Source organism: Arthrobacter sp. R4-81, assembly GCF_054792365.1.
Genome location: NZ_CP096445.1, coordinates 4082749 through 4107681 on the forward strand (window position 1 = coordinate 4082749; position 24933 = coordinate 4107681).

24 protein-coding genes are annotated in these 24933 nt (G+C 61.8%); 11 read left to right on the plus strand and 13 right to left on the minus strand.

The window, feature by feature from the left end; all coding sequences use genetic code 11:
• The 8 genes from hutU to M1E05_RS18850 all read right to left on the minus strand — a co-directional run bounded on the left by hutU (position 1) and on the right by M1E05_RS18850 (position 6108).
• Positions 1-1719 carry a urocanate hydratase gene (hutU, locus tag M1E05_RS18815; RefSeq protein ID WP_461163868.1) on the minus strand — a complete coding sequence of 573 codons (1719 nt, stop codon included), beginning with the start codon at positions 1717-1719 and terminating at the stop codon, positions 1-3.
• A gap of 202 nt (positions 1720-1921) precedes the next feature.
• Positions 1922-2755: an IclR family transcriptional regulator gene (locus M1E05_RS18820; RefSeq protein ID WP_458113071.1), complete on the minus strand. Its 834-nt coding sequence runs from the start codon at positions 2753-2755 to the stop codon at positions 1922-1924.
• Positions 2756-2844: 89 nt separating this feature from the next.
• On the minus strand, positions 2845-3420 hold the full coding sequence (locus tag M1E05_RS18825; RefSeq protein ID WP_458113070.1) for a hypothetical protein: 576 nt from the start codon (positions 3418-3420) through the stop codon (positions 2845-2847).
• A 61-nt stretch (positions 3421-3481) separates the two neighbouring features.
• Entirely contained in the window at positions 3482-4630 is a 1149-nt protein-coding gene (locus M1E05_RS18830) for a zinc-dependent alcohol dehydrogenase (RefSeq protein ID WP_461165293.1), read from the minus strand.
• 49 nt (positions 4631-4679) lie between these two features.
• Positions 4680-5048: a hypothetical protein gene (locus M1E05_RS18835; protein WP_461163869.1), complete on the minus strand. Its 369-nt coding sequence runs from the start codon at positions 5046-5048 to the stop codon at positions 4680-4682.
• A 41-nt stretch (positions 5049-5089) separates the two neighbouring features.
• Positions 5090-5302, minus strand: coding sequence for a hypothetical protein (locus M1E05_RS18840; protein WP_461163870.1), 213 nt, complete (start codon positions 5300-5302; stop codon positions 5090-5092).
• 216 nt (positions 5303-5518) lie between these two features.
• Positions 5519-5764, minus strand: coding sequence for a hypothetical protein (locus tag M1E05_RS18845; RefSeq protein WP_458114612.1), 246 nt, complete (start codon positions 5762-5764; stop codon positions 5519-5521).
• The gene (locus M1E05_RS18850) at positions 5764-6108 is read right to left on the minus strand and encodes a hypothetical protein (RefSeq protein ID WP_461163871.1); all 345 of its coding nucleotides are present in this window, start codon (positions 6106-6108) and stop codon (positions 5764-5766) included. The genes M1E05_RS18845 and M1E05_RS18850 overlap by 1 nt, the downstream gene beginning before the upstream one ends.
• Before the next feature lie 441 nt (positions 6109-6549).
• On the opposite strand from M1E05_RS18850, the gene M1E05_RS18855 reads away from it, so the two are divergent.
• Positions 6550-8706 carry an amylo-alpha-1,6-glucosidase gene (locus M1E05_RS18855; protein WP_461163872.1) on the plus strand — a complete coding sequence of 719 codons (2157 nt, stop codon included), beginning with the start codon at positions 6550-6552 and terminating at the stop codon, positions 8704-8706.
• Positions 8707-8726: 20 nt separating this feature from the next.
• On the opposite strand, the gene M1E05_RS18860 is transcribed toward M1E05_RS18855, so the two are convergent.
• From M1E05_RS18860 to M1E05_RS18880, 5 genes are read right to left on the minus strand one after another with little or no spacing between them, the layout of a single operon-like run.
• Positions 8727-9737 (minus strand): D-2-hydroxyacid dehydrogenase, encoded by a 1011-nt coding sequence (locus M1E05_RS18860; RefSeq protein WP_461163873.1) that lies wholly within the window; start codon positions 9735-9737, stop codon positions 8727-8729.
• Complete coding sequence (locus tag M1E05_RS18865) at positions 9734-10816, minus strand: tartrate dehydrogenase (RefSeq protein ID WP_461163874.1); 1083 nt, start codon at positions 10814-10816, stop codon at positions 9734-9736. Before M1E05_RS18865 ends, M1E05_RS18860 begins: the two co-directional genes overlap by 4 nt.
• Positions 10813-12360, minus strand: coding sequence for an aldehyde dehydrogenase family protein (locus M1E05_RS18870; protein ID WP_461163875.1), 1548 nt, complete (start codon positions 12358-12360; stop codon positions 10813-10815). The genes M1E05_RS18865 and M1E05_RS18870 overlap by 4 nt, the downstream gene beginning before the upstream one ends.
• A 34-nt stretch (positions 12361-12394) precedes the next feature.
• Positions 12395-13672 carry an NAD(P)/FAD-dependent oxidoreductase gene (locus M1E05_RS18875; protein WP_461163876.1) on the minus strand — a complete coding sequence of 426 codons (1278 nt, stop codon included), beginning with the start codon at positions 13670-13672 and terminating at the stop codon, positions 12395-12397.
• 27 nt (positions 13673-13699) lie between these two features.
• Complete coding sequence (locus tag M1E05_RS18880; protein WP_461163877.1) at positions 13700-14374, minus strand: haloacid dehalogenase type II; 675 nt, start codon at positions 14372-14374, stop codon at positions 13700-13702.
• Between the two features lie 414 nt (positions 14375-14788).
• Here M1E05_RS18880 and M1E05_RS18885 point away from each other — a divergent pair, with 414 nt between their 5' ends.
• From M1E05_RS18885 to M1E05_RS18930, 10 genes are all read left to right on the plus strand, one after another.
• Positions 14789-15718 carry a transporter substrate-binding domain-containing protein gene (locus M1E05_RS18885; protein WP_461163878.1) on the plus strand — a complete coding sequence of 310 codons (930 nt, stop codon included), beginning with the start codon at positions 14789-14791 and terminating at the stop codon, positions 15716-15718.
• Positions 15719-15766: 48 nt separating this feature from the next.
• A complete protein-coding gene (locus M1E05_RS18890; RefSeq protein ID WP_458113059.1) occupies positions 15767-16663 on the plus strand; it encodes an amino acid ABC transporter permease in 897 nt (298 codons plus the stop codon).
• Positions 16660-17427, plus strand: coding sequence for an amino acid ABC transporter ATP-binding protein (locus tag M1E05_RS18895; RefSeq protein WP_461163879.1), 768 nt, complete (start codon positions 16660-16662; stop codon positions 17425-17427). Before M1E05_RS18890 ends, M1E05_RS18895 begins: the two co-directional genes overlap by 4 nt.
• 2 nt (positions 17428-17429) lie before the next feature.
• Positions 17430-18584, plus strand: coding sequence for an N-methyl-L-tryptophan oxidase (gene solA / locus M1E05_RS18900; protein WP_458113058.1), 1155 nt, complete (start codon positions 17430-17432; stop codon positions 18582-18584).
• Between the two features lie 56 nt (positions 18585-18640).
• Positions 18641-19894: an aspartate aminotransferase family protein gene (locus M1E05_RS18905; RefSeq protein WP_458113057.1), complete on the plus strand. Its 1254-nt coding sequence runs from the start codon at positions 18641-18643 to the stop codon at positions 19892-19894.
• Between the two features lie 29 nt (positions 19895-19923).
• A complete protein-coding gene (locus tag M1E05_RS18910; RefSeq protein ID WP_458113056.1) occupies positions 19924-21378 on the plus strand; it encodes an NAD-dependent succinate-semialdehyde dehydrogenase in 1455 nt (484 codons plus the stop codon).
• 43 nt (positions 21379-21421) lie between these two features.
• The gene (locus M1E05_RS18915; RefSeq protein WP_458113055.1) at positions 21422-22114 is read left to right on the plus strand and encodes a GntR family transcriptional regulator; all 693 of its coding nucleotides are present in this window, start codon (positions 21422-21424) and stop codon (positions 22112-22114) included.
• A 181-nt stretch (positions 22115-22295) separates the two neighbouring features.
• Positions 22296-23222, plus strand: a complete 927-nt coding sequence (locus tag M1E05_RS18920) for an ABC transporter substrate-binding protein (RefSeq protein ID WP_458113054.1) — start codon at positions 22296-22298, stop codon at positions 23220-23222.
• A gap of 10 nt (positions 23223-23232) precedes the next feature.
• Positions 23233-24165: an amino acid ABC transporter permease gene (locus M1E05_RS18925; RefSeq protein ID WP_458113053.1), complete on the plus strand. Its 933-nt coding sequence runs from the start codon at positions 23233-23235 to the stop codon at positions 24163-24165.
• Positions 24162-24929 (plus strand): amino acid ABC transporter ATP-binding protein, encoded by a 768-nt coding sequence (locus tag M1E05_RS18930; RefSeq protein ID WP_461163880.1) that lies wholly within the window; start codon positions 24162-24164, stop codon positions 24927-24929. The genes M1E05_RS18925 and M1E05_RS18930 overlap by 4 nt, the downstream gene beginning before the upstream one ends.
• Positions 24930-24933: the final 4 nt, after the last annotated feature.

The window sequence follows — 24933 nt, forward strand, 5'->3', positions numbered from 1 at the left end:
CTACTTCTTTGCTTCTGCAGAGTCCGAGGACTCCTGCATCGGGATGCGGACGCCGCGTTCTTTGGCGACGTCGAGGGCGCGGTCGTAGCCGGCGTCGGCGTGGCGGATGACGCCCATGCCGGGGTCGTTGGTGAGGAGCCGTTCGAGCTTTTGGGCTGCGAGGTCGGTGCCGTCCGCCACGGAGACCTGCCCGGCGTGGATGGAGCGGCCGATCCCCACACCCCCACCATGGTGCAGCGAGACCCAGGTCGCCCCGGAGGCGGTGTTGAGCAGCGCGTTGAGCATGGGCCAGTCAGCAATCGCGTCCGAACCGTCAGCCATCGCCTCGGTCTCCCGGTACGGGGAAGCCACCGAACCCGAATCCAGGTGGTCACGGCCGATCACGATGGGGGCCTTGACCTTGCCGTCCCTGACGAGCTGGTTGAACAGCAGGCCTGCCTTGGCCCGGTCCCCGTAACCGAGCCAGCAGATCCGCGCCGGGAGGCCTTCGAACTCGACCCGTTCCTGCGCGGCGTCGATCCAGCGGTGCAGGTGCCTGTTCTCCGGAAAGAGTTCCTTGATGGCCTCATCGGTGACCCGGATGTCCTCGGGATCGCCGGAAAGCGCCACCCAGCGGAACGGGCCCAGGCCCTCGCAGAACAGCGGCCGGATATACGCCGGAACGAAGCCGGGGAACTCGAACGCCCGGGCGTAGCCGCCCTTGCGGGCCTCATCCCGGATCGAGTTGCCGTAATCAAAGACCTCCGCCCCGGCGTCCTGGAACTCCACCATAGCCTGCACATGCCTGGCCATCGAGGCCTGGGCCTTCTTCGTGAACCCCTCCGGGTCCGCCCCGGCCTCACGGTGCCACTCCGCCACGGAGATGCCCTCCGGGAGGTAGGACAGCGGATCATGCGCGGAAGTCTGGTCCGTGACAATGTCCACCGTCAGTTCGCCCGCCTTGTGCCGGCGCAGGATCTCCGGGAACACCTCCGCGGCGTTCCCCACATACCCCACCGACCAGCCCCGCCGCTCCTCCTTGGCCGCCAGGACTTTGGCGATCGCGGCGTCCAGGTCCGTTTCCACCTCGTCCAGGTACCGTTTGCCGGCACGGCGGCGGAGGCGGGTCTCGTCGACGTCCACTATCAGGCACGCGCCCTCATTCAGCGTCACCGCCAGAGGCTGGGCCCCGCCCATTCCGCCGCACCCCCCGGTCAACGTCAACGTGCCCGCGAGCGTGCCGTCCTCGTCCCCGGTCAGCTTCCGGGCGATCGCAGCGAACGTCTCAAACGTGCCCTGCAGAATGCCCTGCGTGCCAATATAAATCCACGAACCCGCCGTCATCTGCCCGTACATCATCAGACCCTCGGCCTCAAGCCGGCGGAACTCGGGCCAGTTCGCCCAATCCCCCACCAGGTTCGAATTCGCCAGCAGCACCCGCGGCGCCCACTCATTCGTACGGAACACACCAACAGGCTTACCCGACTGGACCAGCAGCGTCTCATCCGCCTCCATGGTTTCCAACGTCCGGGTGATCGCGTCGAATGCTGCCCAGGACCGGACGGCCCGGCCCGTGCCGCCGTAGACCACCAGATCATCAGGACGCTCAGCGACCTCAGGATCCAGATTGTTCATCAGCATCCGCAACGGAGCTTCAGTCTGCCAGGACTTAGCAGTCAACACGGTCCCGCGGGCAGCTTTGACCGGGCGGGCACCGGTAGTGAAATCGGCGGTTGCCATGGTGGCTCCTTCAGATGTCAGGTGTGGTTCAACGGATAAGTTCTCCTGTATCTACTAAAGCCTGTCCACAAGAGCGTTGACAGGGGTTCCGCAAGGGTGGTGTCCGGTATCTCAGACGCGTGCCCGTACGCAAGTCAGTTAGCAGTTGATGCTGTCTTGAGCGGCCAAAACAACACCGACTGCTACCTGGTTGGGTGGCGGGCTAGTTGGGTTGCGGGCGGCCATGGATACGGATCGAGAGATCGTCAGCTACCTTCTGGATCCGCCATGCGAGCTCGGGCCATTGATCCGCCGGCAGTTTGTCCTCCAGGAACGTCACGGCGACTGCCGCCGTCGGCCACCCGACATGATCGGTCACGGCTGCAGCGATGGAACCGAAACCGGGCGTCACTTCACCATGTTCGGTGGCGTAGCCTCGTTGCCGGACCTGGTCCAGATGCGAGGACAAAGCGGAATACTTCATGATGGCGCCCTCCACTTCGTGGCGCGCGGTGAAGGCGGCAGCGTTGGGGTACAGCGCACGGACCTGCGACTTCGGCAAGGCAGCAAGGATGGCGCGGCCGCTGGCGGTGAGGTGACTGGGCAGGCGGACGCCGACGTCCGTCACTAGGGAAGGCCTGTTCTTAGCGCGTTCCTCCACGATGTACAGCACGTCCCTGCCGTGGAGCACTGCCAGGTGGGCACTCTCCCCCAGGATGTCAACGAGGGAGGCCAGCATGGGACGGCCCAGGCGTGAGAGGGGTTCCTGCCGTGAATAGGCCGAGCTCAGCTCGAAGGCGCTGATACCCAGGCCGTAGCGCTGCTCTTCGTGCAGGTGCAGGACGAATCCGTTGGCCTCCATCACGCCCAGCAGGTGATAGACGCTGGAGCGCGGCAAGCCCAGTGCGGTGGCAATGTTCGACGCCGCCATCGGCCCACGCTTGGAGGCCAGCAGCTTGAGGATCCGGAGCGTGTTTTCAGCGGCGGGGACTTTGGACGCAGCCTTGTGTTGGGAGGTTCTGGGGCTTGCTGGGGTGGTGGCGCTGCTGGCTTGCATAGTTCTCTTCGCTCCTGAGTGTCCGGTATCCCGTACTCAAGGATGCCCTACGGCGAACCTGCGGCCAAGGCGGATCAGCGAACCTCCAGTCACCTTCTGCGCTGCCGGAACCTGTTCAGGTAACGGAGTGCAATCACTAACCCGCCGCCGGTGACCATCCAGGGACCCGCGACTATCAAAGGATCGATCCACTGGTGGCTCAGGTCAGCACGCTTCTTCCCGAATCTGGAGGATAAGCCGTGGCGCCTGAACTCACTCAGCACACCTGTCTCGGTTACCGGGTTGTCCGGCCTCGTTGAAATGAATGACCGCAGATGGTTTTCCCAGGCATCAATCCGGTCACCCGCCAGCAGGAGCAGCCAGTGCGCCGCCCTTCCCTCACTGTACCGGTACGCGTATTTGCGAACGGCTCCGGAGAGTCCTTTCGGCGGACAGGAAGTACCGAAGACCGGCGGAAGGATCTTGTGCTCGATCGACCGTTCACGCGGCTGCTTCTCCTCTTGGCGGTCCGGAAAATCCCAGTGAGCACCGCTAACCAGGTCCATCCGCTCCCTTGGAACAGCGGGACGGTCCAGGGGATCCAAGTCCACTCCCCAGCCCGGGATAGTGGCCCGCAGTTCCTCGCTCGACTTTCCCTGACCGGGCTTCGCTGCCAGGTACGGCATGAAGTCCTCCTTTCAGCGTGGTTTGCACATCAGTCCAGCACCCGATCCAAAAGTTTTATTCTCAACTGGCGCCCGGAATTATCAGTGGCTTGATGCAGTTATCGAGCTTGGCGGAAAAAATGTGGTAGCCCTCGGCGATATGCTCCAGCGGAATTCGGTGGGTCACAATATCGCTTGGCTTGAGGTAGCCGTTGCGGACGTGCTCGAACAGGCGTGGCCACTGTCGCTTCACCGGGCACTGATTCATCCTGAGCGTCAGGCCCTTGTTTACGGCGTCTCCGAATTTGACTGCGCTGAACATCGGCCCGTAGGCCCCCATTACCGACACAGTCCCGCCCTTGCGCACCGAGTCGATGGCCCAGTTCAGCGCCACCGGCGAGCCACCCTGAAGCTTGAATTTGGTGGAGGTGACGTGCTGCGTAAAGTTTCCGTCCGCTTCTGCACCCACTGCGTCGATGGCGACGTCCGCCCCCAGGTATTCTGTGATCTTCTTCAGGTGCACCACAAGGTCGTCGTACTCCACAAAGTTGTACGTCTCGGCATGCGCGAAGGTCCGGGCCTTTTCCAGCCGGTACTCGAGATGGTCAATCACGATGACGCGCCCGGCGCCCATCAGCCAGGATGATTTGGCGGCAAAGAGGCCAACCGGGCCTGCACCGAATACCACGACGGTGTCGCCTTCGCTGATGTCGCCAAGCTGGGCGCCGAAGTATCCGGTGGCGAGTGCGTCAGTCAGCAGGACGGCATCTTCTTCCTCCATCCACTCGGGAATGAGGGAAGGCCCGACGTCGGCGAAGGGGACGCGCACAAACTCCGCCTGGCCGCCGTCGTACCCTCCACAGGTGTGGGAGTAGCCGTAAATACCGCCGACCGCGGTGGCGTTGGGATTGACGTTGTGGCAGTTGGAGTAGAGACCCCGAGAGCAGAAGTAGCAGGAGCCACAGTAGACGTTGAAGGGAACCATCACCTTGTCGTCTGCTTTAAGGTGCTGCACCGACGGCCCAATCTCGTGGACAACTCCAACGAACTCGTGCCCAAAGGTCATTCCCACCCGGGTGTCGGGCATCATCCCGTGGTACAGGTGCAGATCAGAACCGCAAATGGCCCCCAGTGACACACGGACTATCGCATCATTGGGATGCTCAATCCGTGGAAGGTCCTTTTCCTCCACGCGTACCTTATAAGGACCGCGATACACCATCGCTCGCATCATTGCCGCCTTGAAGTTGCTTGCAGTCCTCCAATAGTAATCATGCTTACTATTTAGTGTCAGCTACTTTTGCGGACTTCCGGCGGCTCCACATGACGATCCAGGCAAGCTCCACAGCTGCGTCCATAAGGTAGATCCGGCTGATATGGCCGCGAGGGGCGTAGGCAAGATCGATTGACGCAAGTGTCGCTGCTGTTCCCAGGCCAATAAACCGTGCCGCTTCGACCCCTTGCCCTGCGGGATGAGTCCGGAGTTGCACCAGGCCGTTTACCAGAAGCAGGCCTGCGACAGTACGGACGAGCCATTTGTCCGTCTTCGGACCGAAGACAGCTTCAAAACTGTGCATGTGCAGGAGTGGCCACAAACCGTTGAGCACGTTGAAGATCCCGTGCAGTCGAGCCAGAGCTACGATATTCATAGGCCTTCCAGACCTTGCAGACACTTACCCCCAGATTACTCTCACCATGAGAGCCTGCGGATGTCTTCTGCCGCATTGAATTCCTCAGAATCCTCGGGGAACAGTCCGACGATGAAATCCGCCGCCGGCCCCGCAGGCCATCCGAATGCGGTGTGCCGTTCGCCGTTTCCCCCACTCATTTTCGGGTGCTGAAACTTCATTGCAGAAACCGCCAAGCGGTCCGTGGCTATGGAGACTAATTCTCGCTTCTTCATGAGGGGTCCTTATGCGTTTCTAAGCTTTGCGGACAGGGCAATCGAGGGGGTGAGCTTGCTAACCACTAACTATTGTTCAACAACAGATATTGTTGAACAATCTACTCGCTTTGGCTCTTCGTGACAAGGGAAATTACCTCGGGAGTTCAGCGCAGTAGCGTTCAGGAGCGGGAGGTGCTCCCGGCCGGGCATGCTCGGGCAAGGCGAACTGACGAGTTAACCTGCGTCGAGTTCGCGGGTCTCACCAAAAGGAACAGAGTCACAAAGGGCAACCGTGTAACGGTTAGGGCCGTGGCGCGTGACCAGTACACCTGCGGTGCCTGCAATGACGGCACTCGGCAGAAGCGCAGCTTCCGCGTCTGAGAGAAGGTTATGCAGCTGTTCTGCGTCGCCGACAAGCACCTCAACACGGTTGCTCACTCGATGGGAAACATGCTGTTTCATGGGGCCGATTGAATGCATCACAAGACCGGCTCCTCGCAGGTGATCACTACGGCATCAGCCACGCACAACATTTTGCGACCCATGCCGTCGTCGGGCCAGATCCACACAATCGAGCCGTCATGCATGACATCGTCGATTACGCCGGCACCCTTGAAGCCATCTGCTTCAAACAGCACTCGTTTACCAACAGAAAAGCCGTGGGGCTGATCTTTTCTTGCTGCAGCACTGGAAAGTCGGGCTTCATCAAGCTTGCTGACTTCCAGAACCGGCAGAACCTCACCTTTTATTGGCTTGGGAGGGGGTGTCCGTACCAGGCCTCGCCTGACACGTTTGGTCTTTGAGAGGGAGGAATGAATTGACATTGGATTACCTCATGTACTGGGGGAAGTTGGGGAGAGCTGGCGGTAAAGGGGTGCGCCACCCGGAGGATAACCGGCTGTGACAAGACGCAGGACTCGCTCTTCGCACCCGAGCTGGGGTCTCCAGCCGGAGCAACTGCTTGGTTCCATCCTAGCAATTGTCAACAATCTACGATAGGTCATAAGGGTAGTTATTTTTTTCAGCCCCTCCTCTCTGACGATCAGGTGGATTCGGATAACCCGTCATCAGGCACAGAATCACTGGCGCAGCCATCTCAACCGCCCCACTGGAGCACTCCCTTGCAGCAGCCAGCCGGGGTCTGGCATCAGAGGGCAAGCGGGAGTAGCGTCGATTGAAGAATGCGTCAAGCAGGTTCAGCAGCAGGATCCCCGGCAGGTCGGGGGCGAACGTTCGCTGGTGCCAGTCTGTTGAAGGAGCCTAGGATGGCTGGATGGAATGCTGACACGGCGGCAGGTCCTCTAGGGGCCACGGTCACTTTGGTAGAAGGATCTTCCTTCTGTATCTCGCTGCCAAACGGGGACATTTTTCCAGAACATCCGCACGGCGCTTTCTACCTCGATACCCGGATCCTGTCCGGCTGGCGCCTCACGGTAAACGGCCAGGCAATTGAACCCCTCGCGGCGGAGACAAAGGAGCCATACCGGGCCCTGCTCGCCGGCCGGATTCCCCGCGCGGACGGGTATGCCGACAGCCCGCTCATCGTGGAGCGGCTGCGCGAAGTGGGCGCCGGCATCCAGGAGCAGGTCACAGTCCGCAACTATTCGGTGGAACCCGCGGAATGCCTGATCAGGGTTGAGGTTGAGGCAGACTTTGCCGACCTTTTTGAGGTGAAAGAGGCGCGAATCCAGCGACGCTGGAAAGAAACCCGGGAGGTTAAGGGAGACACGCTGTCCATCCGCTCTGTCTGGCAGGACATCCGGAAGGGCATTCTGGTGCAGGCTCCTGGAGCCGAGGTCACACCGGAAGGTTTGGCCTACCGGGTGACCGTGGCACCGCACGGGCAGTGGAGCACAGTCCTCACGGTGGTGCCCAGCAGCGACGCAACAAGTCCTCCGCCGCCGTCGTTCGTTCATACTGACGCGGAAGGGCTGTCGCCCCGGGACCTGAGGCGGCGCGAGTGGGTTGAGAAGATCCCCGAACTGCACATGGGAAACCGCTCCATCGAGCGGACGCTGCGGCGCAGCTATGACGATCTGGGTGCCTTGCGCATCGAGGACCCGAACCATCCCGAACGCGTGGTGGTGGCAGCCGGGGCACCGTGGTTCATGACGCTGTTTGGCCGCGACTCCCTCTGGGCCTCAATTATGGCGATGGCCGTGGATCCTTCCCTGGCCCTGGGGACGCTTCAGACGCTGGCAGACCGGCAAGGCAGCGTGGTGGATCCCATGAGCGAGGAGGAGCCGGGAAAGATCCTTCACGAGGTGCGGCTTGATGTATCCAGCGGCTTGTCCCTGGGAGGCAAGTCCATCTACTACGGCAGTGTGGACGCGACGCCGCTGTTCGTCATTGTGCTCGGAGCGGTCAGCAGGTGGGGGTTTGCTCCCGATACCATCGCCGCCCTGCTGCCTCACGCAGACCGTGCGCTCGAGTGGATCGCTGACCATGGGGACAAGGACGGCGACGGATTTGTCGAGTACGACCGCCTCAACCCCCAGGGGCTGATCAACCAGGGCTGGAAGGATTCCTGGGACGGCATCAACTTTGCAAACGGCAAGATGGCCGAGGGGCCAATCGCCCTCTGTGAGGTGCAGGCCTACGTCTACGACGCGTACATGGCCCGTTCCTGGCTGGCGTACGACGCCGGTGACGAAACCTTCGCGGCCGAACTCGCCGATAAGGCTGCAGAGTTCAAGAAGCGGTTCAACGAGCAATTCTGGATGCCTGACCGAGGGTATTACGCTGTAGCCCTCGACGGCAAGAAGCGGCAGGTCGATGCCTGCGCCTCCAACATGGGCCACTGCCTGTGGCACGGCATCGTGGACGAGGACAAGGCGCCGCTCGTGGTGGAGCGGCTAATGTCCCCGGAAATGTTCAGCGGCTGGGGCGTCCGAACACTGGCGAGCGACATGGGTGCCTACAACCCTGCGAGCTACCACAACGGTTCAGTCTGGCCACACGACAACGCCATCATCCAGGCGGGCCTGCTGCGGTACGGCTTTGTGGCGGAGGCACAGCGAATGTCCACGGCCCTGCTGGAAGCGGCCGACTATTCCGACGGCCGCTTACCGGAGCTGTTTTGCGGCTTCAGTCGGGAGCAGTTCGCGGAACCCGTGCCCTACCCGACAGCATGCTCGCCCCAAGCCTGGGCAGCTACAACACCAATCCAACTGGTGACGAGCCTGATGCGTTATGACGCCCACGTTTCCCGCGGCGGAGTCTGGCTGGATCCTGTAATTCCGGAATCCTACGGGCACCTTCACATCACCAATGCTCCCCTGGCGGGTGGCCGCATCACCATCGACATCGCCAATTCTGTGCCGAAAATCCAGAACCTGCCGGAAGGGATGTTGTTCCACCAAGGGCACCGGCCGTGGCTGGCCGAACTTGTGGAGCAGGAGCGCCTACGCCGAAATGCTTAGCTGCCTGTATGAGGCACCGGTTAGGGTGCGGGGACGAATCCGAGTTGTTTGTCCACGATGTTTTCCAGTGGTTCGTTGTTGCAATAGCGTTTGAGGTTGTCCACGAAGAGCTGGCCGAGGTCATCGAGGTAGTCTTCGGTGTCGCCGCTCATGTGCGGTGTGATGATGACGTTCTCCATGCTCCAGAGCGGATGTCCGGCGGGGAGCGGTTCGGGGTCCACAACGTCCAGGGCGGCGCCGGCGATCGAGCCGGTGGCCAGCGCGTGGGTCAGGGCTGCGGTGTCCACGAGCTGGCCGCGGCCTACGTTGATGAGCCGGGCTGAGGGTTTCATCGCTGCGAGCACGTTGGCGCCTGCGAGGCCGGTGGTGTCGGCGGTCAGCGGCGCGGCGAGGACGAGGTAGTCGTAGTCTCCTGCGACGCGGGCCAGGTCCCGGGAGGAGTGGATGACGTCGAAGTCCGCGTCCCCTGGCCGGGTTGTCCTGCCGGCTCCGCTGACTTCCATGCCGACGGCGCGGAAGAGGCGGGCGATTTCGCGGCCGATGGATCCTGTGCCGACCACGAGGGCGGTTTGGCCCTGGATTTTGCGGGTGATCCGGTGCTGCCAGCGCTGTTCCTGCTGGAGACGGTAGGACCCGTGGGAGTCCTTGGCCATGTCCAGGACGAAGCCCAGGGCGAACTCGGCGATGGCCCGGCTGAGCACTCCGCGGGAGTTGGTGTAGACGACGTTGCTGTGGACGAGTTCGTCGAAGAGGAGCTGGCTGACGCCGGCGGCGGAGACGTGGATCCATTCCAGCGTGGACGCGGCGGCCCAGTTCTCCTTCAGCGCGGGTGAGAAGGAGTGCCACTGGTAGAGCACGTCCGCGCCGTCCATGGCTTCGGCGAGGCCATCGGCTTTGGTGAGGCGGACCTCTGCGAGTTCCTGGACTTCGGCGATGCGTGCCGGGAGGGCCTCGCGGTAGAGGGCCGCGACGACCGGCCGCCTGGGCCCTGCGCCGGCGGGACCCGTCGTCGGGCTCTGGCCGGTTGTCATGCTGTTACCGGGATGAGGGCGTCGATGGCGGTCAGGATGGCTTGGGTGAATTCGGTGGTGGTTGAAGTGCCGCCGATATCGCGGGTGCCGTGCCCGTGGCGGAGCGCTGATTCGAACGCTGCCTGAAGGTGCGCTGCGGCGTCGGGGTGGCCGAGGTGTTCGAGCATCATTGCCCCTGACCAGATCTGCCCTACCGGGTTGGCGAGGTTCTTCCCGGCAATGTCCGGGGCGGAGCCGTGGACGGGTTCGAAGAGGGAGGGAAAGTCCCCTTCGGGGTTCAGGTTCGCGCTCGGTGCCAGTCCGATGGAACCGGTCACGGAGCTGCCCAGGTCAGAGAGGATGTCTCCGAAGAGGTTGGACGCGACGATAACGTCAAGGGTCCAGGGCTTCAGGACCAGGTGCGCGGCGAGGGCGTCCACAAGTTCGTGGGTAACAGTCACGCCCGGGTACTGGGCCACGGTTTCGGCGACGACTTCGTCCCAGAACGGCATGGTGTGCACGATACCGTTGCTTTTGGTCGCGGACGTCAGCCTGCCCGTGCGGGTAGCGGCCAGGGTGGCGGCGTAGCGGGCAGCGCGGGAGACGCCCAGGCGGGTGAAGATGGTTTCCTGCACGGCGCTTTCGTGCGGCAGGCCACGGTACATCCTGCCGCCGACTTCTGAGTATTCACCCTCGTTGTTTTCCCGGACGATCAGGATATCGATCGGGTTGGCCGCGGCGAGTGGTGACTTCACGCCGTCGAGCGTTTTGACCGGGCGGAGGTTGATGTATTGCTGGAATTCCCGGCGGATCGGGATCAGCAGACCCCACAGCGATTCGGTGTCCGGGACCTCGGGTGAGCCGACAGCGCCGAGGAAGATCGCCTCATGCTTGGCGAGCTGGTCCAGCCCGTCAACGGGCATCATCCGCCCGTGCCGGCCGTAGTAGTCAGACCCCCAGTCAAAATACGTGAACGCCAGGTCCAGCCCGTGGATCGAGGCGATCCGCTCCAGGCAGGTGATGGCCGCGGGAACAACTTCTTTGCCGATACCGTCCCCGGCGATCACCGCGATGCTGTGGCTGCTGGTTTCGTTGGTCATGGGGTGGTCCTTTCGGTCAGGCCGCCCAGGACCTGCCAGCGGGCCTGTGACTCGCCGAGGTTGATGATGGTGTTTTTGGGTTCTGTCATTTCGCGGACGGCATGGCGGACCCCTTCGCGGCCTACCCCTGATTTTTTGAACCCGCCAAAGGGCATCGAGTCGATCCGGACGTCGGACGTCTCGTTGATGACCACGGCGCCGACGTGGAGTTTCTCCGCTACCGCCAGGGCCAGGTCGATGGACTGGGTGAAGACCCCGGCCTGGAGGCCGAACTCGGTGTTGTTCGCTTCGAACACGGCGTCCCGGACCTCGATGAACGGCAGGATGCTGACCACCGGGCCGAAGACCTCGTCCCGGATGACCCGGGCGTCGGAGGGGACATCGGTCAGGACGGTCGGTTCGTAGTAGGCGTTCCGGCGGATCCCGCCGGTGTGGACGGTTGCGCCGGCGGCCGTGGCTTCGTCCACCCATTCCTCTACCCGCCGGGCTTCGGCTTCGGAGATCAGCGGGCCAACGTCGGTGGCCCGGTCAAGCTTCGGCCCCGTGCGCAGCTCCCTCGTCCCGGCCGTGACCAGCTCCAGGACCGTATCGAACAAGGAAGTGTGGACGTAAACGCGCTGCACGGACAGGCAGTTCTGCCCGGCCACTCCGAACGCGCCGGCCACGATGGCCTTCGCCGCGGCCTGCGCGTCAGCGTCCGCGCACACGATCGTGGCGTTGTTCCCGCCGAGTTCGGAGAGGATCTTTTTCGCTCCGGCCGCGGCGGCGATCCGTTCCGCGGTCGCGGGGCCGCCGGTGAAGGAAATCAGGTCCACCCGCGGGTCAGTGACAACAGCCTCGGACACGCCGGGGCCGGTGACGATCGCGGCGATCCGTCCCGACGGGACACCCGCCTCCAGCAGCAGCTGGACAAAAGCCAGCCCGACCAAAGGGGTGCGGGTGGAGGGCTTCAGCAGGACCCCGTTGCCGCCGATGATGGCCGGGCCCAGCTTGTGCGCCACGAGGTTCAGCGGATCATTGAACGGCGTGATCGCCGCGACAATCCCCACCGGCTTCCGGCTGTACCAGCCGATCTTGCCAGCCCCGGCCATGCTGTCCTCAAAACTCAGGGTCTCCCCCGCGAGCTCCTCAGAAGCAGCGGCGGAAAGCCGCAAGGTCTCGGCGCAACGCCGCACCTCACGCTCCGCCTCGGTGATGGTCTTGCTGCTCTCAGCGGCAATGATGTTGGCGAACCGCTCAGCCTGCTCCCCCAACAACACCACCGCCCGCTCCAGCGCCTCCCGGCGCAAACGGAGCGGCCACTCGTCCGCCTGAAGGTGGCGGTGGATGTGCAAGGTGGCACGCTCCACGTCCTGTGACGTGGAGGTGCACACCCGGCCGAGCAGGACACCGTCTTCAGGATCCCGCACCTCCAAGGTCAACTCGGAGGTCTGCCACTGACCTTCGAAAAAAGCTCCCCCTGGCAGGTTGGCAAATCGTGCACGCCTGTAGGCAGATTCCTCTGTAGTTTTTGGGCGCGCTTCAGCGACAGTTGGTGATGACATGGGGACCCTTATCTTGCCTGGAGGTGAGAAACGTCTACTTGACTCGGTCGATTATTTTTGCTGCTGCGCCGATGAAGGGCAGGAACCATGGCGGGCCGAAGTGTCCAGGGACGGGAGGATTCTTCAAGTCTTCCCACACGTTCGCGGACTTGTCGCCGGCCATGTAATGGGCCATCCGCTTACCCATGTGCGCTGCCATCTGGACGCCGTGGCCGCTGTAGCAGAGGGAGTAGAAGAGCCCATCGTGCTGGCCTGCATGCACCATCTGGTCCATGGACAGGTCCACCAGTCCGCCCCAGATGTAGTCCACCTTAGCTTTGGAGAGGTACGGGAAGAGTTCGAGCATGGCCTTGCGGAGGATCTCGGCGCTCTTAACGTCCGAATCCGGGCTGGACAGAGCAAACCGGGCACGGCCACCGAACAGCAGCCTGTTGTCCGGGGTGATGCGGAAGTAGTAGGTCAGCATCTTGCTGTCCGACGCCTGGCGACGGTTGGGCAGGATACGGTTGACCACGTCTTCGGACAGCGGGTCAGTGACAATGATGAAGCTTCCCACCGGGATAACCCTGCGCTGCAGCCACGGCGTGACGTTGCCCGTGTAGCCGCTGGTGGCCACCAGCACCTGCTTGGCGCGGGTAATGCCGCGGGTGGTGTGCACGTCATGCACAGTACCGGAGACCTTCTTCAGCTCGGTCACCGCAGCGTTCTCGCAAATATCGGCTCCGGCTGCAACAGCCACTCCGGCCAGACCATGCACGAACTTTCCCACGTGGAGGCCAGCCCCGAGCGGATCAACCATCGCGCCCTGGTAGAAGTCCGTTCCGATTTCACTGTGGATCTCGGACTTGGGGATCACGGTGACATGGTGGTCGGCCAGTTTGGCCAGCTTTTCCTGCGACTTCAGGAAACCCTCGTAGTGGGACTTATGGAAGGCCAGCGAGAGCTTTCCAAAGCGGTTGTAGTCGCAGTCGATGCCATTGTCATGCACCAGTTTTTCGATGGTGTCGATGGCGTCGTTGTATTCCTGGAACATCTCCACGGCACGCGTGGCGCCGTAGCGCTTGACCGCCGTGCTGAAGCTGATGGCCAACCCGGTAGTCGCCATTCCCCCGTTGCGTCCCGACGCGCCCCACCCCACGGTGTGGCGTTCGAAAACGGCAACGCTCGCGCCTTGCTTGGCAAATTCCAGGGCCGCTGACAGCCCGGTAAATCCGGCACCGATGATGGCGACGTCGACATTCTCCGGTACCGGTGTCTGCCGGTAGTCTCCGGATGCTTCGGCTGTATCCAGCCAGTAAGGAATGAGTTTCACGGTTTGACCTTTCGCCTCGACGTCGGTTTAGAGACCGAGGTGTTTGTTGATCTCGTCCAGGGACTTGGCAGTGTTCAGGTCATAGCCCGGGCCAATGGGGTCATAGCCACGGTCCAGCATCCAGAGGTTACGGAAGCCCATGTCGTGCATCGGGTGCATGTCGTAGCGGGTGTGCGAGGAGATGTGCAGGAAGTCCTCCGGCTTGGCGTTCAGGGTATCGAGCATGTACTCGAAGGCCTGGTACCGCGGCTTGTAGGCCTGGGCCTGCTCAGCGGTAAACACAGCGTGGAACTCAGCGCCGAGCTTGGGAATGCTGATGTCAAGGAAGCTGGTGTCCGCGTTGGACAGAGCCACCAGCTTGTAGTTGTCGCCCATGAGCTTCAGCGGAGCCGGCACGTCTTCGTGGGCAACCCAGCCGCGTACAGCGTCAGCGAACTCTGCGCCGGCGCCTTCGGTCGGTCCGATGCCCCAGCGCTTGCATACCCGGTCAAAGGAATCCTGAAGGATAGCCTCGTAGGGCTTGTAATCGCCGCAGACCTCGTCGAACCGGTAACCGCGGAACTGCTTCTTGAAGGTAGGCCACTGCTCTTCAGAGATGCGGCCATCAAGCAGGCGACGGGTGGTGGGGTCAATGTCGAAGTTGATCAGCGTGCCGTAGATATCAAAAGAGATGTACTTCGGCCGGGAGTTGGTGTCTGCCATGATTCGTCCGTTTCATTGAGTCTTGAACGGGAGGCCCGGATGTATGGCCTGCCGCCTTCCTGTAAGTCTGCACCAGCGTGTTCCTGGGGTTCGTCAGGGCTTCTTTGCCGGCTGTTCTCGACTCTAGATCCGCAATTGTAGATTGTCAACAGTTCTTTTTGAGATCCTTTCGCAAGTAGCACGAGACGAGAGAAATACTGAATTTTTTTATCGTCAATTGTTGACAATCAGCGATTCTGACTGTTGCATTGCTTTAGATGCGGAACGAGATCCTGATCACAACCGCATGTAGCAAGAACCACCAGCACCGTCCGGGAGATCCTGCAGCAAGGGATCCCGACACGGAAAGTCCTGGAAAAGAATGCCCCCATTTCAGCAGATCACTTTCAGCTGAACCATTCGAAGGGAAGCACCATGAAGACCATCAACAAAGTTCAGACCGCAGCCGCAGGGCTCGCCGTCGTATTCGCCCTAAGCGCCTGTGGCGGCACTGCCACCGGCACCCCGGCCTCTGAAGACACAAAGTCAAAGACCTCAAACACGACTGACGTCTCGGAGGGCATCCAGCCGGACGCTGCGGCGGTTGCCTTGTTGCCACAGTCCTACAAGGACAAGGGCGAGCTCACGGTCGCAATGGACCTGCACTACCCGCCCACCACCTTCCTCGCTGAGGATAACACCACCCCGATCGGCCTCAACCCGGACGTCGCCCGGCTCCTTGCGAAGAAGCTTGATCTGAAGCTGAAGTTCGTGGACACGAAGTTCGACACGATCGTCCCAGGCCTCGACGGTGGCCGCTTCGATTTCACCGCTACCACCATGTCCAAGACCGAAGAGCGGCTCAAGGTCCTCGACATGATCGACTACTTCAAAGCCGGCACGTCAGTGGCCGCAGCTGCCGGGAACCCGCTGAAGCTAACCGTCGAGACCCTGTGCGGCAAGAACATCGCCGTCACCCAGGGCTCCACCGGCCAGCTCAAGCGCCTCCCTGCCCTCAACGAGCAGACCTGCACCTCCAAGGGACAGCCGGCGATCAACGCTGTGACGCTGCCCAACGTTCAGGAGGCCCTGACCCAGCTGCACTCCAAGCGGATCGACGGCGTCCTCTACGACACCACCTCGCTCGGATGGGCCGAGAAGCAGCAGCCGGGCTCATTCACCATCATCGGCCGGGTTAACGTCGGCAACAGTGACGTGACTGCCATTGGCGTTAAGAAGAACTCTGCACTGACCCCGGCCCTGCAGAAGGCCATGCAGTCCGTCCTTGAAACTCCCGAGTACAAGGAGTCCCTCGAGAACTGGGGTCTCGAGTCCGGGGCCATCACCGATGCCAAGCTGAACTAGCGGGAGGCCTCCATGGTCACAGCTACTAATAAAGGAAAGGAAGCGACGATGAGTAGCATTGAAGCAGCGCTCAAGCCACGGATTCGGCTTCGGACTCCCGGCGAGTACGCGGGATGGGTCCTCAGCATTCTCGCTGGCGTCGGGATCCTTGTCTCGGTCCTGACCAACCCCAACTTCAAGTGGGGCGTGGTCGCCCAGTACTTCACGCATGAATCCATCCTCCGTGGGCTGATGCTCACCATCTTCCTCACCCTTGCCAGCATGGCCCTGGGAACGCTGCTGGGGCTGGGCCTGGCGATCATGCGCTCATCCCATGTGAAGCCGATTTCCATCGCCGCAAATATCTACATCACGCTTTTCCGCGGCACACCGGTCCTGGTGCAGCTGATCTTCTGGTTCAACATCTCCGCGCTGTACCCGAACCTGACGATCGGGATCCCGTTCACGAACATCGGCACCGCGATCGACACGAACGCCCTGATGGCACCCATCACCGCAGCCCTGGTGGGCCTGACCCTGAACGAGGCCGCCTACATGGCCGAGATCATCCGTGGCGGGTTCTCCTCGGTGGGCAAGGGCCAGATCGAGGCCGCAGACTCGCTCGGGATGAGCGCCGGTACCAGGATGCGCAAGGTCATCATCCCGCAGGCGATGCCCTCCATCATCCCGGCCACCGGCAACCAGGTGATCGGCATGTTCAAGGGAACCTCCCTCGTCAGTGTGCTCGGCGTCGCGGAACTGCTCCAAAGCGCCCAGCTCATCTACGCCCGCACCTACGAGACCATCCCGCTGCTGCTCGTGGCCAGCCTCTGGTACCTCGTGATGACGCTGCTGCTGAGCTACCCGCAGTCCAAGCTTGAGCAGAAATACTCCCGCGCAACCTCCAGGCTCCCCCGGAAGGCGAAGAAGGTTGTGCTGACAGAACCGGAAGGTACCCTCCGATGAGCAAAGACGGCACGATACTTGCCCAGAAAATCCGGAAGTCTTTCGGACCCAAAACCGTCCTGAAAGACATCAACCTGGACATCGCCAGCGGAGAGATCTGCTGCATCATCGGCCCCAGCGGCTCGGGGAAGTCCACCATCCTGCGCTGCATCAACGGCCTGGAGACCGTCGACTCGGGTGTGCTGAAAGTCAACGGCGAGGACTTCGGCTACTACGAGACCGCGCACGCCTACCACGCACATAGCCCCAAGAAGCTCGCCGAGCAGCGCACCAGGGTGGGGATGGTGTTCCAGTCGTTCAACCTGTTTCCGAACATGACCGCCCTGGAAAACGTCATGTCCGGACCTGTCCTGGTCAAGGGCGCAGACAAGAAACAGGCGGCCAAGCGGGCGCACGAACTGCTCGCCAGCGTTGGTCTGGCCGGGTTCGGGGACTACTACCCGGCCCAGCTCTCCGGCGGGCAGCAGCAGCGCGTCGCGATCGCCCGGTCCCTGGCCATGGATCCGGAGATCATGCTCTTCGACGAACCCACCTCCGCACTGGACCCGGAAAAGGTCGGCGAAGTCCTGGCCGTTATGAAGGACCTCGCGAAGAAGGGCATGACCATGGTGGTGGTCACCCATGAGATGGGCTTCGCCCGCGAAGTGGCTGACTCCCTGGTCTTCATGGACGACGGCTACGTCGTCGAACGCGGCGACGCCCGCGAAGTCCTCTCCAACCCACAGGAACCCCGCACCCAGGCGTTCCTGCAGCAGGTGCTCTAACCGTGGATGGAAAACTCGCCGTCATCGGCCTGGGCAGCATCGGTTCCATGGCACTCTGGCAGGCCTCCCGGCTGTCCGACTCCGTCACCGGATTCGAAGCCCATGCTCCCGCCCACGGCCGCAGCGCCGTGGGCGGCGACACCAGGCTCTTCCGCATGCTCTACCGCGGAGTCCCTGACTTCTACCCCATCCTCAAGCGCTCCCGCAGCCTCTGGGCGGAGCTCGAAGCCGAAACGGGCCAGAGCATTCTGACCCGCTGCGGTGGACTCTCCATCGGTACCAAAGATGGGCCCTACATCCCAAGCCTGCTCGCAACCACCAGGGCCAACGGCGCCGAGCACCAGATCCTCAGCCGCGAAGAAATGGCCGAACGCTACCCCCAGCACAACCTCCGCCCGGACGACATCGCCGTCTACGACCCCAACGGCGGCGCCCTGCGCACCGACCGTGCGGTCACGGCGGCAGTTGCTGCGGCCCAGGCCAACGGCGCGACAGTACACAGCAACACCCCGATCGACAGCATCACCGAAACCGCCGACGGCGTCGTCATCACCTCAGGCGGGAAGTCCTGGACCTTCGAGAACGTCATCGTCTCCTCCGGCGGCTGGTCCCAGCGCCTGATGCCCGACTACCTCAAGGCAGCAAGCGAAACACGCCGGAATTATCTTTCCTGGTTCGTTGCCCGGGACGCAGCAGATTTCTCGCCGGAAAAGTTCCCGATCTTCATCCGGATCTCCGGGGACCGCTCCATGTACGGGGCGCCGGCTGTTGACGGCGTTACCGTGAAAGCGACCCTGGATGGCAGATCGGAACAGGCGTCCGGACCAGATTCCGTCGTCAGGGAACTAACAGCCGCGGAAATCTCGGAAACCATGGAGACGGTCACGGAGTTCTTCCCCGGGCTGTTCCCCAACATCGTCCGCTCCGATGCCTTCCCTGATCTCTACACCAAAGACGGCAATCCCCTGCTCGGGCACCTGAATGAGCAGAGCAAAATCTACCTCGCCACAGGATTTTCCGGCGGGGGCTTCAAAATGGCTACGGGTTACGGAGAGATCGCCGCAAACGAAGCCTTGGGCAAGCGGACCTTTGATGGCCTGGCTTTCGTCAGGCCTGAACGCTTCAAGACGAGCTCTAGTCGTCCAACAAGTGTTTGACGCGGATCACTCCGCTAATTGTTGACAATCTACAACCCCTACGAAAGTATGAAGCCATGGCAACTCTCAGTCCCCTCCTCAAGCAAGCTACCCCGGTCGTCGTAGACCATGCCCTTGGCAGCTGGATCCACGCGACCGACGGCAAAAAGTACCTCGATTTCACCACTGGAATCGGTGTCACCAGCACGGGTCACTGCCACCCCGACGTCGTAGCGGCAGCACGCGAGCAGGTGGGCAAGATTGTCCATGCCCAGTACACCACTGTGATGCACAAGCCCTTGCTTGAGCTCACCGAGAAACTGGGAGAGTTCCTGCCCTCGGGGCTGGACAGCGTTTTCTACGCAACGTCCGGCTCCGAGGCAGTGGAAGCTTCAGTACGCCTGGCACGCATGGCCACCGGGCGCCCCAACATCATCTCCTTCCACGGCGGCTTCCACGGCCGCACAGTGGGAGCCGCGTCGCTCACCACTGCCGGCACGAAATTCCGCTCAGGCTTCTCCCCCCTCATGGGCGGAGTGCACATCTCACCCTTCCCGCACTCCTACCGGTACGGCTGGGATGAGGAAACCGCCGTCAACTTCGCGCTGAAGGAACTGGACCACCTGCTCCTAAGCATCAGCAGCCCTGCAGACACTGCAGGTTTCATCATCGAACCGGTCCTTGGCGACGGCGGGTACATCCCCACTCCCCCCGCCTTCCTGCAGGGACTGCGGGAGCGTGCTGACCGCCATGGCATCGTACTCATCCTGGACGAGGTCCAGGCTGGCGTCGGACGCACCGGAAAGTTCTGGGGCCACGACTGGGCAGGCATCACCCCTGACGTGGTCATCACGGCGAAGGGACTCGCCAGCGGCTTCCCCATCTCGGCCATCGCAGCCTCCACCGAGCTGATGGGTAAAGCCTGGGCAGGTTCACAGGGCGGCACCTACGGCGGAAACGCCGTCGCCGCCGCTGCCGGTGTCGCAACCCTCGGCGTCATCGAGCGCGAGAACCTCGTCCAGAATGCCTTGCTCCGGGGCGACGAACTGCGCGCAGGACTTGACCTGCTCAAGACAGAATTCACCGGAATCGGCAATGTCCGCGGCCGCGGCCTCATGCAAGGTGTCGAATTCACCGCTGCAGACAACACGCCTGACGCTGCTACAGCACTGGCCGTCCAGCAGGCAGCCATCAAGGAAGAGCTTCTCCTCCTCACCTGCGGACCCCACGGCAACGTGGTCCGCATCATCCCGGCGCTGAACGTCACCAGCGACGAGATCCAGGCCGGCCTGACCAGGTTCACGCAGGCGCTGAAGACGGCCACCTCCTAATCCTTCCCTTCCATCATTGAAAGCGTGACATGAGCACTTCATTTGATTCCAGTACCCTCTACACCGACCTGTTCATAGATGGCGCCTGGCAGAAGGCCAGCAGCGGGGCGACGTTCCCTGTTGAGAATCCGGCCACAAATGAAGTCATTGCCCACGTCGCCGATGGTGGTCCCGAAGATGCTGCCCTGGCCATCCAGGCAGCGGGCCGCGCCCAGGCAGCGTGGGGCAAGTCCACGCCGCGGGAACGGGCGGACATCCTGCGCCGTGCCTTTGAGCTGGTCATTGCCAACACCGACCGGTTGGCTGCGATCATGACCGCTGAGATGGGCAAGCCGCTGGCAGAGGCGAAGGGTGAGGTGGTGTACGGGGCCGAGATGCTCCGCTGGTTCTCCGAAGAGGCCGTCCGGATCGGCGGGGACAACACCACCTCGGTGGACGGCAATACCCGGATTATGATCACCAAGGAACCCGTGGGTCCCTCGGTGCTGGTGACCCCGTGGAACTTCCCGCTGGCCATGGGGGCGCGCAAGATCGCCCCCGCGGTCGCGGCCGGCTGCACCATGGTCTTCAAACCGGCCGAACTGACCCCGCTGACTTCCCTTGCCCTGGTGGACATTTTCCGCCAGGCGGGCCTTCCTGACGGTGTGCTGAACGTCGTGACCACCGCCAGCGCCGCGCCCGTGGTGGAGAACTGGACCGCCAGCGGCATCGCCCGCAAGATCAGCTTCACCGGCTCCACCGGGGTGGGGAAGATCCTGCTGAAGCAGGCTGCGGAGAACGTGATGCGTTCCTCGATGGAACTGGGCGGCAACGCCCCGTTCATCGTCCTGGCCGACGCCGACATCGAGAAGGCCGTCGACGGGGCCATGAAGGCCAAGATGCGGAACATGGGTGAAGCGTGCACCGCAGCGAACCGCTTCTTCGTGCACCGCTCAGTGGTCACCGAATTCAGCGAGAAGTTCGCCAAGAAAATGTCCGAACTGCAGGTCGGCAACGGCGCCCTGGCCGGAACCGACGTCGGTCCCCTGATCGAGCAGAAGGGCCTGGACAAGGTCGAAAGCCTCGTCGCCGACGCCGTGGCCAAGGGCGCCAGCGTCCTCACCGGCGGGAACCGTCCCGAAGGTCCCGGCTACTTCTACACCCCCACCGTCCTGACCGAGGTGAGCCTGGACGCGGACCTGATGAACACTGAGATCTTCGGGCCCGTAGCCGCGATCACCACCTTCGATAGCGAAGACGAGGTGCTGCGCGTGGCCAACGACACCGAATGGGGCCTGGTGGGCTATGTGTTCACCGAAAGCACCGCCAAGGCCCTGCGGTTCTCCGCCGAACTCGAAGTCGGAATGGTCGGCATCAACACCGGCCTCGTCTCCAACCCGATCGCCCCCTTCGGCGGCATCAAGCAATCCGGACTCGGACGCGAAGGCGGAAAGATCGGCATCGAGGAATTCCTTGAATACAAATACACCGCAATAGCAATCTAGAAATTATGCAGTAATGCCGAAAAGTGAGACGAGGGGGATGTCAATGGCGGCACCAGGAGCACTGTTTGCACTGGAGGGAAGACCCACAGCGCAGCTGATCGCAGACCAACTGCGCGAACAAATTGTCCAGGGGATGTTCCGTCCGGGAGAACAGATCAATGAATCTGTCCTTGCAAGCCAGCTCAACACGTCACGGGGACCAGTCCGTGAGGCGTTGCAGCGGCTGTGTCAGGAGGGGATCTTGGTCAGCCGCAGGAACCGGGGAGTGTTCGTCCTGGAGCTTGCCATTGACGACATCAGGGAGATCTACGCGGTGCGCGAGGCTGTGGAAACAACCGCTGCGGACGCACTGCTGGATGCGGGCCAGGACCAGGTGGACGACACCTGCCAGGTCTTGACATCAGTCATCGAAGACATGGCCAAGCAGGTAGCGGTATCGGACTGGCAGGCAATTGCGCGGCTGGATATGCAGTTCCACACCGCCTTCGTGTCCGGCGCAGGCAACACCCGCCTCATCCGCATTTACGAGACCCTCGCAGCGGAGTCGAGGATGTGTATCCTCAATCTCGCCGTCGCCTACCCCAGGATCGACGTTCTGGTCCAGGAACACCAGAACCTTCTGGATCTCCTGGCGGCCGGCGATAGGGAAGCCCTCCACGATGCCATCGCACGGCACATGCAAAAGGCCGTTGAGGATCTCACGTCGTCCGCAGAAGATCAGGAAAGCACCGTCTAAGCCTCCGGCACAATTCCATCCGCGAGAAGGCCAGATCCACCGGATCTGGCCTTCTCTTTGCTTACTGGCCACCCCCAAGGAGATCCCGCAAAGAAAGATCATGTGAACTGTCGACGATGTGCTATTTGGGTGGTTGCATTGTAACTACAGAGCGGCAGGGGGACGTGCAAAGGAGGTAAGCATGAAACCCAGAAACAAAGTCAGGGCTTTAGCTGCAGCAGCGACAGCCTTGATGGTACTCAGCGCATGCGGCCCGAGCGCCAGCAACGACCCCGGTGGTAACGGCTCCAAGACCTCGAACACCGCCGATATCTCAGAAGGGGTCCAGCCTGACGAGGCCGCCGTCAAGCTCCTGCCGCAGTCCTTCAAGGACGAGGGAGAGGTGACGGTGGCAATGGATCTGCACTACCCGCCGACGACATTCCTGGCTGATGACAACACCACCCCTATCGGGCTGAACCCGGATATGGCGCGCCTGATTGCCAAGAAGCTTGGACTGAAGCTGAAGTTCGAGAACACCGCGTTCGACACGATCATTCCCGGTATCGACGGCGGCCGCTATGACTTCACCGCCACCACAATGTCCCCCTCGGAGGAGCGCCTGAAAGTCCTGGACATGATCGACTACTTCAACGGAGGACTTTCTGTCGCAGTTGCCCACGGTAATCCCCTCAACATCAGCAACGACGATATGTGCGGCCGGAACATTGCTGTCACCAAGGGCTCAAACGCCCAGCTGAAGCACCTGCCGAACGTCTCGAAGTGGACCTGCGAGGAGAAGGGCAAGCCTGCCATCAATGGAACAACGCTTCCCAACATCCAGGAGGCCCTGACGCAGCTGGCCTCCAAGCGCGTTGACGGCATCTTGTACGACACCGTTTCACTCGTCTGGGCAGACGAGCAGCAGCCGAATACTTTCACTGTTCTCACTCCACAGGTGGACACCCGTTCGGATCATGTGGTTGCCGTTGCTCTGAAAAAGAACTCGCCATTGACGCCCGCCTTGCAAGCCGCTGTTCAGTCCGTTCTTGACAGCCCCGAATACAAGAAGTCACTCGCCAACTGGGGCCTTGAAGAAGGCGCCATAACCGAAGCCAAGCTCAACTAGAGGGACGCTCGTGTTGAAAATAGTTCGTCAATCAAATGAGACATTCACGGGTGCCATGGACCCGGCCCTCAAACCCCGGCTAAGGCGTCGAAGTACCTTCGAGTACATCGCATGGGTGCTGTCCACCCTCGTAGGGCTGGGCATCCTGATCTCCGTATCAACCAACCCCAACTTCAAGTGGGGTGTGGTGGCCCGGTACTTTACCCATGAAACAATCATCCGCGGGCTCATGCTCACCATCTTCCTGACAGTGGCCAGCATGGCCCTCGGAACCCTCCTCGGGCTGGCGCTGGCGATCATGAGGTCCTCCAGCATCAAACCGATTGCAGCCACGGCGGGCGTTTACATCACCATTTTCCGCGGTACGCCTGTCCTGGTGCAGCTGATTTTCTGGTTCAACGTTGCTGCGCTCTACCCGAACCTGTCGATCGGAATTCCGTTTACCGACATCAGTACAGCAATCGATATGAATACGCTTATGGCGCCCATCACGGCGGCGCTGGTGGGCCTGACCCTGAATGAGGCCGCGTACATGGCCGAGATCATCCGTGGCGGGTTCTCCGCCGTCGGCAAGGGCCAAATTGAAGCAGCAGATTCTCTGGGCATGAGCGGCTCCATGAAGATGCGCAAGGTCATCATTCCCCAAGCTATGCCCTCGATCATCCCGGCCACCGGAAACCAGGTCATCGGGATGTTCAAGGAAACCTCGCTCGTCAGTGTCCTGGGCGTCGCGGAACTGCTTCAAAGCGCTCAGCTCATCTACGCCCGCACCTACGAGACCATTCCGCTGCTGATTGTCGCCAGCCTCTGGTACCTCGTGATGACGCTTCTGCTGAGCTACCCGCAGTCCAAGCTCGAACAGAAATACTCCCGGGCAACCTCCAGGCTTCCCCGGAAGGCCAAACCCGTTGTGCTCACTGACCAGGAAGGTATTGCCCGATGAGCGACGACGGAACGATTCTTGCCCGGGGAATCCGGAAGTCCTTCGGCGCCAAGACAGTCTTGAACGACATCGACCTGGAAATAGCCAGTGGCGAGATCTGCTGCATCATCGGACCCAGTGGTTCCGGTAAATCGACGCTGCTACGCTGCATCAACGGCCTGGAGACGGTGGATTCCGGCGTCCTGAAGGTCAATGGCGAGGACTTCGGGTATTTCGAGACGGCACGCGCCTACCACGCCGTGAGCCGCAAGAAGCTGGCTGAGCAGCGCACCAGGGTGGGCATGGTCTTCCAGCAGTTCAACCTGTTCCCGAACATGACCGCCCAGGAAAACATCATGTCCGGGCCGGTCCTGGTGAAGCGCGGCGACAGGCAGGAAGCCGCCAAGCAGGCCCATCAACTGCTCACAAGTGTCGGACTGAGCGGGTTTGGAGATTACTTTCCCGCGCAGCTCTCCGGCGGCCAGCAGCAACGGGTAGCGATGGCCAGGTCGCTTGCAATGGAACCCAGCATCATCTTGTTTGATGAGCCCACCAGCGCACTGGATCCCGAAAAAGTGGGCGAGGTGCTCGCCGTCATGAAGGAGCTCGCGAAGAAGGGCATGACCATGGTGGTGGTCACCCACGAAATGGGCTTCGCCCGCGAAGTGGCCGATTCGCTGATCTTCATGGACGACGGTTTTGTTGTGGAACGCGGCGACGCCCGTGAAGTTCTCGCCGACCCCAAGGAAGCCCGCGCCCAGGCCTTTCTGGACAAGGTGCTCTAATGGA

What these genes read in the sequence shown, in the direction of transcription:
- hutU (WP_461163868.1), bottom strand. Translation starts at nt 1,719, where the DNA reads ATGGCAACCGCCGATTTCACTACCGGTGCCCGCCCGGTCAAAGCTGCC.
- M1E05_RS18820 (WP_458113071.1), bottom strand. Translation starts at nt 2,755, where the DNA reads ATGCAAGCCAGCAGCGCCACCACCCCAGCAAGCCCCAGAACCTCCCAA.
- M1E05_RS18825 (WP_458113070.1), bottom strand. Translation starts at nt 3,420, where the DNA reads ATGCCGTACCTGGCAGCGAAGCCCGGTCAGGGAAAGTCGAGCGAGGAA.
- M1E05_RS18830 (WP_461165293.1), bottom strand. Translation starts at nt 4,630, where the DNA reads ATGCGAGCGATGGTGTATCGCGGTCCTTATAAGGTACGCGTGGAGGAA.
- M1E05_RS18835 (WP_461163869.1), bottom strand. Translation starts at nt 5,048, where the DNA reads ATGAATATCGTAGCTCTGGCTCGACTGCACGGGATCTTCAACGTGCTC.
- M1E05_RS18840 (WP_461163870.1), bottom strand. Translation starts at nt 5,302, where the DNA reads ATGAAGAAGCGAGAATTAGTCTCCATAGCCACGGACCGCTTGGCGGTT.
- M1E05_RS18845 (WP_458114612.1), bottom strand. Translation starts at nt 5,764, where the DNA reads ATGCATTCAATCGGCCCCATGAAACAGCATGTTTCCCATCGAGTGAGC.
- M1E05_RS18850 (WP_461163871.1), bottom strand. Translation starts at nt 6,108, where the DNA reads ATGTCAATTCATTCCTCCCTCTCAAAGACCAAACGTGTCAGGCGAGGC.
- M1E05_RS18855 (WP_461163872.1), top strand. Translation starts at nt 6,550, where the DNA reads ATGGCTGGATGGAATGCTGACACGGCGGCAGGTCCTCTAGGGGCCACG.
- M1E05_RS18860 (WP_461163873.1), bottom strand. Translation starts at nt 9,737, where the DNA reads ATGACAACCGGCCAGAGCCCGACGACGGGTCCCGCCGGCGCAGGGCCC.
- M1E05_RS18865 (WP_461163874.1), bottom strand. Translation starts at nt 10,816, where the DNA reads ATGACCAACGAAACCAGCAGCCACAGCATCGCGGTGATCGCCGGGGAC.
- M1E05_RS18870 (WP_461163875.1), bottom strand. Translation starts at nt 12,360, where the DNA reads ATGTCATCACCAACTGTCGCTGAAGCGCGCCCAAAAACTACAGAGGAA.
- M1E05_RS18880 (WP_461163877.1), bottom strand. Translation starts at nt 14,374, where the DNA reads ATGGCAGACACCAACTCCCGGCCGAAGTACATCTCTTTTGATATCTAC.
- M1E05_RS18885 (WP_461163878.1), top strand. Translation starts at nt 14,789, where the DNA reads ATGAAGACCATCAACAAAGTTCAGACCGCAGCCGCAGGGCTCGCCGTC.
- M1E05_RS18890 (WP_458113059.1), top strand. Translation starts at nt 15,767, where the DNA reads ATGAGTAGCATTGAAGCAGCGCTCAAGCCACGGATTCGGCTTCGGACT.
- M1E05_RS18895 (WP_461163879.1), top strand. Translation starts at nt 16,660, where the DNA reads ATGAGCAAAGACGGCACGATACTTGCCCAGAAAATCCGGAAGTCTTTC.
- M1E05_RS18905 (WP_458113057.1), top strand. Translation starts at nt 18,641, where the DNA reads ATGGCAACTCTCAGTCCCCTCCTCAAGCAAGCTACCCCGGTCGTCGTA.
- M1E05_RS18910 (WP_458113056.1), top strand. Translation starts at nt 19,924, where the DNA reads ATGAGCACTTCATTTGATTCCAGTACCCTCTACACCGACCTGTTCATA.
- M1E05_RS18915 (WP_458113055.1), top strand. Translation starts at nt 21,422, where the DNA reads ATGGCGGCACCAGGAGCACTGTTTGCACTGGAGGGAAGACCCACAGCG.
- M1E05_RS18920 (WP_458113054.1), top strand. Translation starts at nt 22,296, where the DNA reads ATGAAACCCAGAAACAAAGTCAGGGCTTTAGCTGCAGCAGCGACAGCC.
- M1E05_RS18930 (WP_461163880.1), top strand. Translation starts at nt 24,162, where the DNA reads ATGAGCGACGACGGAACGATTCTTGCCCGGGGAATCCGGAAGTCCTTC.